At 34.0% G+C, this 9,411-nt stretch carries 2 protein-coding genes; both read left to right on the top strand.

Translation table 11 applies throughout. From position 1 onward, the window contains the following. The first annotated feature begins 759 nt into the window (after positions 1–759). Complete coding sequence (locus F6464_RS14210; RefSeq protein WP_151108613.1) at positions 760–2,895, top strand: chitobiase/beta-hexosaminidase C-terminal domain-containing protein; 2,136 nt, start codon at positions 760–762, stop codon at positions 2,893–2,895. A 231-nt stretch (positions 2,896–3,126) separates the two neighbouring features. Next, positions 3,127–9,399 carry a gliding motility-associated C-terminal domain-containing protein gene (locus F6464_RS14205; RefSeq protein WP_151108612.1) on the top strand — a complete coding sequence of 2,091 codons (6,273 nt, stop codon included), beginning with the start codon at positions 3,127–3,129 and terminating at the stop codon, positions 9,397–9,399. Positions 9,400–9,411 lie beyond the last annotated feature (12 nt).

Raw genomic sequence — 9,411 nt, 5'->3', positions numbered from 1 at the left:
CACATCAATCCGGATCAATCCCAAAACCTGTGGAGCAACAAAAATTAAGCATAAATATTAGTTAGTCTAAAAAGGAAAAACTCAACGTTCCTAACACCTCTAAATTGAGACCTAAATACTTTTATTTTGGTATTAAATGGGATCAATCTTTCTTTGGTTTTAACAAGGAAACACGATTCTCTTGAAAGCGCATAAAGTTGCATTGTGATAATATTTTTAAATTTTATAGAGATTATCACAATCTTGTGATAAAATAATTGGTATTTGATAAAGTATTGCAACATTGTGATGGAAAAATATTTTTTGGAAAAGTTATCACAAAGGAATTTGTTTGAGGTAAATATTTAAAGTGGCATTCTAACTTTTTGGTTACAGCAATTACACCCAAGATTCATTATTTTTTTAGTAATATTTTCATCAGCGTTGAAATTTTTCTTTACAATCTTGTAGGCTTTAAATATGCAAATTAAACTAATAGACTTTAAGATTATTTTGGATTACTTTTAAGATATCTATTTTAAAAAAAATAAAAATGACACTTATTATATTATAATTTTATAAATAAACTAGGAATAGGTAATAAATAGTATAATTTTATCAACACTACTACGTTTTCGTGATTAAGATTATAGTTAACTTTGTAATACGTTATTATTATTTATATAATTTTAGCATTTGAATTAAAAATATCAGACTTAACTTAAAAAATTAAGCTTTATATTTCTAATAAATAAGTACTAAACCTCAAAAATTATCAATATGAAATTATTTTCTAAAAACTTCTTACTATTAGTTGTTTTATTCTTCGCAACATTATTATCTACTGTAAAAGCACAACAAACGTCAGCAAATGTTAACGATATTATGTTTCAAACTTTTGGTTGGGACGTTCATCAGCAAAAAATTGTTTCTGACGAAGGAGGTTTATACAACTTTATTAATAATCGTGCTAGTGGCTATGCAGTAGCGGGATTTAATGTTCTATGGTTGCCACCCCCTAGTAAATCAACTGGAGGCGTGGGATATATCCCAACAGAATTATTTAATTTTAGCCAAACTTCTTACGGTTCAGAAGCGCAATTGAGAGCAATGTTAACAACTCTGAATACAAGTTCTCCAAGGATACATCCTATGGCAGATATAGTTGTAAATCATAGGGGAGGTACTACAAATTGGATGGACTTTACAAATCCAACTTGGGATTGCAAATCGGTGGTCAGTAATGACGAAGCTTCCGGGCCTTTAAATACATCAGGTATTAAACCTTGTGGGACAGCAGATACTGGAGATGGTTTTGATGGAGGAAGAGATTTAGATCATACAAATAGCCAAGTGCAAAGTGGAGTTAAAGAGTTTTTAACTCGATTAAAAGGTTTGGGATTTGACAGTTGGAGATGGGATGTTGCCAAAGGATTTTCAGCTAGTTATTTTGGGGATTATATCGAGGCTTCTACTCCTTATTCGTCAGTTGGAGAGTATTGGGATGGAAATAGAAATACTTTAAAAAATTGGGTTGATGGTACTAGAGGTAAGTCAGCAGCATTTGATTTTGATTTGTATTATGATTTGATTGATGCCGTTAATAATGGTAATTATGGACGTTTAGCTGGAGGGTATCCTGGATTAGCAGGTATATTTGGGTATGCTGATAAAACTGTTACTTTTGTTGACAACCATGATACATTTGTAAAAGGTAGCATCATTACTTCTGATAACATCATGAAAGGATATGCCTATATTATGACTCATCCTGGAGTTCCTTGTGTGTTTTTTCCTCATTACTATGGCGGTACATACAAGAAAGAAAATGTAACAGTAGTTTATACTGCAAACGAAATCGCAATAAATAAATTAATGGCCATTAGAAGAGCAACAGGAATTAATGCTTACAGTAGTGTTGTAGTTTCTAATGCGGGCAATTTTTATTCTGCAATTATTAGTAATAATGGTATTGATAAAGTAGCTGTAAAAATTGGACCAGGAAGTTGGGATCCAGGAGCTGGTTGGGTTTTAAATACATTTGGTACTGATTATGCTGTTTGGTCTAAAGCAGCCATAAATTTTAATTTTTCGCCAACAGCTACTATAACTCCATTAAGTGCTTCTTATGTTTCAGGAGCATCTCAATTAGTTACAATAACTGCGACAGATGATAAAGTAGGTACCACTATTTATTATACTACGGATGGATCTACTCCTACAACTTCATCAGCAGTTTACACTAGTCCGATAAGTGTTTCAACTACAACTACTGTAAAAGCTATAGCTAGGGATGCTGAAGGATTATTTTCTGGGATACCTTCTCAAACCTATACTTTTTTAACAATTGGAGATATAACAGTAAAAGTTAAGCCTCCTACAAGTTGGTCAGCTCCAATTAAGGTACACCATTTTAATGCTATTCCTTCTGCTAATTTAGCTAATTCAACATGGAATGGAAAGACTATGACTGGGCCAGATGCTAATGGGTATTACTCGTATACGTTTAATAACATTGCTAGCACAGACATTATTTTTACAAGAGGAACTGGTTCGCCCCAAACTCAAAATGCAGATATTAAGCCTGTGACTAAAAGCACTTGTTACAATATGTTAGGTTGGACTAGTGGATTTGTTACAGTTGAAGATTGTACTACTTTAGGAGTAAATGATTCCGAATTTAATAATTCTCAGTTAAAGCTTTATCCTAATCCAACTCATGGAGCATTTAAAATTAATAAAGCAATTTCTAATCTTAGTATATTTGATATTACAGGTAAAGTGGTAAAACAGTTTAATGGCACTTTCCAATCTGATGCAAGTTATGATATTAGTAGTTTAGTTAAAGGGATGTATTTTGTTAAATTGAAAACAATCTCGGGTATAGAAACGACTCTTAAATTATCTAAAGAGTAATGTTTACAAAAAAAGGGTTGCTTGAATAAGCAACCCTTTTTTTAAATAATTCACATTTATTGGTAGCATTACATTTATTTAAATAGGTTAAATTTTTTTAATCTATTTTCGACATCGTTGTAGTAGATTTTTATATTAAATTTTATCATTTCTAAAATTTATTAAACATATCAGATTTATCCAATAAAAATTTGGTTGACAACTTTTCTAAAACAAAAATAACATTTACTTATGAAAAATAAATTACTTTTATTTTTACTTTTACATTTAATATTAGGAATTAATTTAGCTGCAAAAAATTATGATGTTATTGACAACATACCATTTAAAATAAGTAGTGTAAACAAAAACAGCTTAATCCTTGAGCCTATAAAAAAGAAAAGTCCGTCAAAATCTAAAAAAAATCTAGCTGTTTTATCTCCTCCAAGCGTGGTTGCGGGAAGTTCCTGCGGGCCAGGAATAGTTGCGCTTTCAGCAACTGGAGCATCTGGTGAAACGATTGAATGGTACACTAGCCAAACAGCCGCAGTTCCAATTTTTATAGGAAACAACTACAATCCAAATCTTTTAATTACCACAACTTTTTATGTACAAAGTAAGTTGGGTGCAGATACCAGTATTAGAGTTCCAGTTGTAGGATCGGTTTATTCGGCTCCTCCACCTGTAACATTAACAGCTGCTCCAGCAAATAATTTGGTTTCTCCTTTATGCTTGGGAACTTCTGTAACTTTTACAGCAACTGGTGGTGCTGATTTATTTGAATTTTCAGTTAATGGAGTAGTCACGCAAACCATGTCTTCGGTTAGAACGTATACCACCAATTCATTAACTAATGGACAGACCGTTAGTGTTCGTTCACGATATGCAGTTAACTTAGATGGATCTATTACTGAAACTGCATGGGGTACAGGTGCATTAGAAGATAATATTCTTTCGGCTGCTTTATCTGGAAATGCAACAACTGGATATATTAATTCTTTGAAAATTAGTCCTGCAGAGGATAAAATAGTAATAGGTATGTCGGGTAAAGTTCTCAATTTTAGACGTATCATGGTCTTTTTAGATACTAAACCAGGTGGGTATAACATTTCAAACTATGGAGATGAAAACGGTTCACTTCCACCAGTTAGAGCGTTCAATTTTTTTAATAACAATCCAAGCACTTTTGATTCTTATTTTGCTGCTGATTATTGCGTGGCAATAGCAACTGATGCAGGGGAGACAAATTATTATGCTGACGTTATAGAATTAAGAAATCCGAACTCTCTAAAAACTTATTTGGGAACTGCCGCCACTGGAGTTCCAACTTCAGTTATGGGAATTAATAAAAATAATACAGGCACTAGTGATTATAATCTTGGTTTTGAAGTTGAAGTTTCAAAAGCACTTATTGGTTATACTACTGGTGACGTCAAATTTTTTGCATTAACCATGCAAGACAATGATGTAAGTAATTATAATGTGACGAATTCCTTTTTAAGTCCCGAAAGAACTAGTACTTCAGATTATGGCAATGGAGCTATTAATTATAATTTGAGAGATCCAAATCCCGTCGTAGTTGCAGAAGCCGCTTTCACGCCATGTTATTCTGAAGACAGTTTAGTTATGAATTTTGTTGCTAACCCAACTGTTGCAACTGTTGGGGCTAACCAAACGAGATGTCTTTTGACAAGCAATCCTTTAGGCGGAAATACCCCAACAGTAGGTACAGGTTTATGGACATTAAAATCTGGACCAGGAACTGTAAGTTTTGCTGACAATACTATTGGAAACACAACAGCAACAGTTAGTGTTAAAGGAACATATATATTCACTTGGACAATAACAAGTGGACAATGTTCACAATCATTTGCAGATATTAGTATTGTTTTTAACATAACAAATCCACCAACAGGTTCAGCAAATCAGAGTTTTTGTGAAATAAATAATAGAAGAGTTAGTGATTTAGTTGCTATTGGAAATAATGTTGAATGGTTTCTTAATCCAATCGGAGGCTCAGCATTACCTATTAATACAAATTTAGTTACTGGTAACTATTATGCTGAACAAACTGATGCAATAACTTCATGTAAAAGTATCAATCGTTTAGAAGTTGCAGTTGTAATAGACAAGCCAGCGGCTCCTTCAGGGTCAGGAACGCAAACGGTTTGTAATTCAGGAACAATTGCTAATTTGACAGCTACAGGAACAAATATAAAATGGTATGTTAATGCGACGGGAGGTACCGCATTAGCATCATCAGTCGTATTAATTTCAGGTACAACTTATTATGCCTCTCAAACGATTGGTTCTTGTGAAAGCGCAACTCGTTATCCGTTGGCAGTTACAATTATAAATCCTCAAAATCCAATAAGTGGTGGTAATCAGTCTGTTTGTTCAACAAGTCCATTACAAACTTTAACAGCTAATGCAACTGTAACTTCAGGCACTATTGTTTGGTATGATGCTATAACAAGTGGAAGTTTGGTTGCTAGCCCAACATTAAATACAGTTGGAACGCGTATTTATTATGCACAAAATACTATAGGTGTTTGTAATAGCATAAATAGAACAGCTGTTTCACTTGAAATTAAAGATTCTCCTTTTTTAAGTGTAACTACCAAATCATGTTCGTTAGATTTATTAATATATAGTGTTGATTTTACCGTAGCAAGTGGCAGTACCATAACAAGAAGTCCATTAGTAGGAAGTATTGTTGGGAATAGTATAATAGGTATTCCAGCAGGTATAGCTATTGATATTACGGCTGACAAAGGAAATGGTTGTGTAGAAGTAGTTAATGTAGTGGCACCAAATTGTAGTTGTTCACCTGTAAATAACCCAGTAAGTGGAGGCGATAAATCGGTTTGCCAAGGACAATCCAATCCTGCTTTAACAGCCACAGTAACTGTTGGAGAAACAATAGACTGGTATAGCGCTAGTAGTAGTGGTAGTACCTTAGTAACCAATAACGCTTCCTTTACACCATTGAATACTATACCAGGTGTTTATACCTATTATGCTCAAGCTAGAAAAATTGTAGATGGGTGTTTGAGTTCTGGCAGAACAGCAGTTTCATTAACTATAACGGCACAAGTAGCTCCGACAGGTGCTTTAACACAGACTTTTTGTGAATCGCAAAATGCTACAGTAGCAGATTTAGTGGCAACTGGAACTTCTATAAAATGGTATCCAACAATTTCAAGCAGTACGGTATTATTATCTTCTGCTTCATTAGTAGATGGAGAAGATTATTTTGCTTCACAAACAGCTGCTTCAGGATTTCTCTGTGAAAGTGTCAATAGGTTAAGAGTTACAGTAAATATAATTAAACCATTGTCCCCAACGGGCTCATCAATACAATCGTTTTGTGAATCAGAAAATGCTACAATTGCAGATTTGCTAGCAACAGGAACATCAATAAAATGGTATTCAACCCTAACAAGTACCATAGCGTTATCTTCTTCGGCATTGTTAGTAGATGGTGAAGATTATTTTGCAACTCAAACAACTACTTCAGGACTTTTGTGTGAGAGTGTCAATAGGTTAAAAGTAACAGTAAGTATAAGTAAACCAGCTGCTCCAATAGGTTCTTCAACACAATCGTTTTGTGAATCACAAAATGCTATAATAGCAAGTTTGTTAGCCACAGGAACCAATATAAAATGGTATTCATCAGCTATAAGTACAACGGCATTGATAAGTACATTAGCATTAGCAGACGGAGATTATTTTGCAACCCAAACTACTGCAACAGGTTTATCATGTGAGAGTGTCAATAGATTCAAAGTAACTGTTACCATTAATAAACCAGCTGCTCCATCAGGATTAGGAACACAAATAGTTTGTAATTCAGGAACAATTGCTAATTTAAATGCTACGGGAACAAACATAAAATGGTATGCAAATCCTACAGGAGGTACCGCATTAACATCATCAATTGTTTTAATTTCAGGGACAACTTATTATGCTACTCAAACAGTTGGCTCTTGCGAGAGTGTAACAAGATATCCGTTAGTAGTTACTATAGTTAATCCTCAAATACCAACAAGTGGAGGCAATCAATCTGTTTGTGCTACAAGTCCGTTACAAACATTAACAGCTACTGCTACTGTAGTATCAGGAACCATAGATTGGTTTGATGCTTTAACAAATGGGAATTTAGTTGCAAGTCCAGTATTAAATACAGTTGGAAGTGTCCAATATTATGCTCAGAACAAAATAGGTAGTTGTTTTAGCACCTCACGAACAGCTGTTACTTTAGAGATAAAAGATTCACCATTTTTAAATATAACCAATAAATCTTGTTCATTAGATTTATTGACGTATACAGTTAATTTTAATGTTGCTACTGGCAGTACCATAACTAGAAGTCCAGAAGTCGGGAGTATTGTAGGGAATAGTATAACAGGCATTCCAGCGGGTACAGCAATTGATATTAGTGCAAACAAAGGAAATGGTTGTGTAGAAGTAATCAATGTAGTGGCTCCAAACTGTAGTTGTTCACCAGTAAATAATCCAATATCAGGAGGACCTAAATCAGTTTGTGAAGGTCAAGCAAATCCATCATTATCAGCAGCGGTTAATACTGGAGAAGTTGTAAATTGGTACAGTGCGATAAGCGGCGGTAGTCCTTTAGTAAGTAATAGTTTAACTTACACACCATTGAATACTATACCAGGAGTTTATACTTATTTTGCAGAAGCTAGAAAAACAGTTGACGGTTGTATCAGTTCTGGACGAACTCCAGTATCATTAACAATAGTTTCACAAGCAGCCCCTACAGGATCAGTAACCCAGACTTTTTGTGAATCAGAAAATGCTACAGTTGCTAATTTAGTAGCAACAGGGACTACAATTAAATGGTACGAAACATTTAATAGCACAACAGCATTATCGCCTACTTTAGCTTTAATTGATGGTGAAGATTATTATGCTACCCAAAGCGCTACATCAGGATTATTCTGCGAAAGCACAAACAGATTCAAAGTTACTGTAATTATTGATAAGCCCTTGCCACCAGTAGTAGTTAGTGTAATTCAGCCAACATGTGCTGTTAATACAGGAAGTATATTATTTAGTAGTTTGCCAAATAATGGATCTTGGATATTAACTCCTTCTGTAGGAATTCCGGTATCTGGTTCAGGAGTGAATTATGAAATTATAAATTTATCGGCTTCAACCAATTATACTTTTAAAGTAACAAATGGAAACGGATGTACTTCGGTATTGTCAACACCATCACGTATAAATGCAATTCCAGCTTCACCAGTTGTTCCAACTGCAGTAAGTGTAGTGCAACCCACTTGTGCATTGCAATCAGGGACAATAACATTTGCAACACAAAATGATGTGGAATATAGTATTGATGGAATAAATTACAAATCCACCCCTCAATTTTCAGGATTAGCTCCAAAAAGTTACACGCTATATGTTAGGAATACTATCGATAAAACCTGTGTTACTTCATCTGCAAATGCTATAACAATTAATTCAATTCCAAATGTACCAATAGAACCATCGGCAACAAGTGTTGTGCAACCAACTTGTGCTATACAATCAGGCTCAATTACTATTGCAACGCAAAGCGGAGTAGAGTATAGCATTAATGGAACAAGTTTTCAGTCAAATCCTATTTTTTCGGGTTTAGCCCCTAATACTTATACTTTATATGTAAGAAATTTTGGAGATACAACTTGTATCTCTAGTTCTGTAACTGATTCAACAATAAACGCTCTTCCAACAGCGCCAGCAATTCCTACAATTACTAGTGTCATTCAGCCTACATGTTCAATTCCGACAGGAACAATAGTGGTTGCCTCACAAAATGGACTAGAATATAGTATTGGAAATGGTTTTCAAAATAATCCAGAATTTGAGAATCTTGTACCAGGAAAGTATGCAATTAGTGTTCGATTTATTAACAATACCTCTTGTATAGCTTCTGGTGCCGATCAAGTAACTATAAATTCAATTCCAGAATCTATTCAGTTTGCAATTACTGGAGATTGTGAAAATAAAAAATACGAATTAACAGCGAATCCTATAAATAATACTAATTTTCCTAATGACGTATTTTTTGAATGGAAAGACAGTAATAGCTCTCCAATTGGTTCTGATTCAAATGTGTTAAATGTATCAGATATACTCGCATCAACTTTAGAAAAAGAGGACTTCCCTTTAGAATATAATTTAACGATTTCATCTTCATCAACAGGGTGTGAAACAACAAATAAAATAACGGTAACCTCTGTTTTTTGTGATATTCAAAAAGGAATATCGCCAGATGGAAATGGGTCTAATGACAATTTTGATTTAAGCTTTAGGAAAGTAAAAAAGCTAGAAATATTCAATAGATATGGTCTTAAGCTGTATAGTAAAATGAATTACACCAATCAGTGGGAAGGACAAACAGATAATGGAGATATTCTTCCAAGTGCCACTTACTATTATGTGATAGAATTTAATACTGGTGAGGAACCTATAACAGGATGGATTTATTTAATTAGAGATAATGACAAGTAAATTTTTAAGTTT

This window comes from Flavobacterium luteum, assembly GCF_008806775.1.
Taxonomy (GTDB): domain Bacteria; phylum Bacteroidota; class Bacteroidia; order Flavobacteriales; family Flavobacteriaceae; genus Flavobacterium; species Flavobacterium luteum.
This window is presented reverse-complemented; position numbering and strand designations above follow the sequence as displayed.

Excerpts from the sequence above, each read along its gene's own strand:
- F6464_RS14210 (WP_151108613.1), top strand. The coding sequence starts at position 760 with ATGAAATTATTTTCTAAAAACTTCTTACTATTAGTTGTTTTATTCTTC.
- F6464_RS14205 (WP_151108612.1), top strand. The coding sequence starts at position 3,127 with ATGAAAAATAAATTACTTTTATTTTTACTTTTACATTTAATATTAGGA.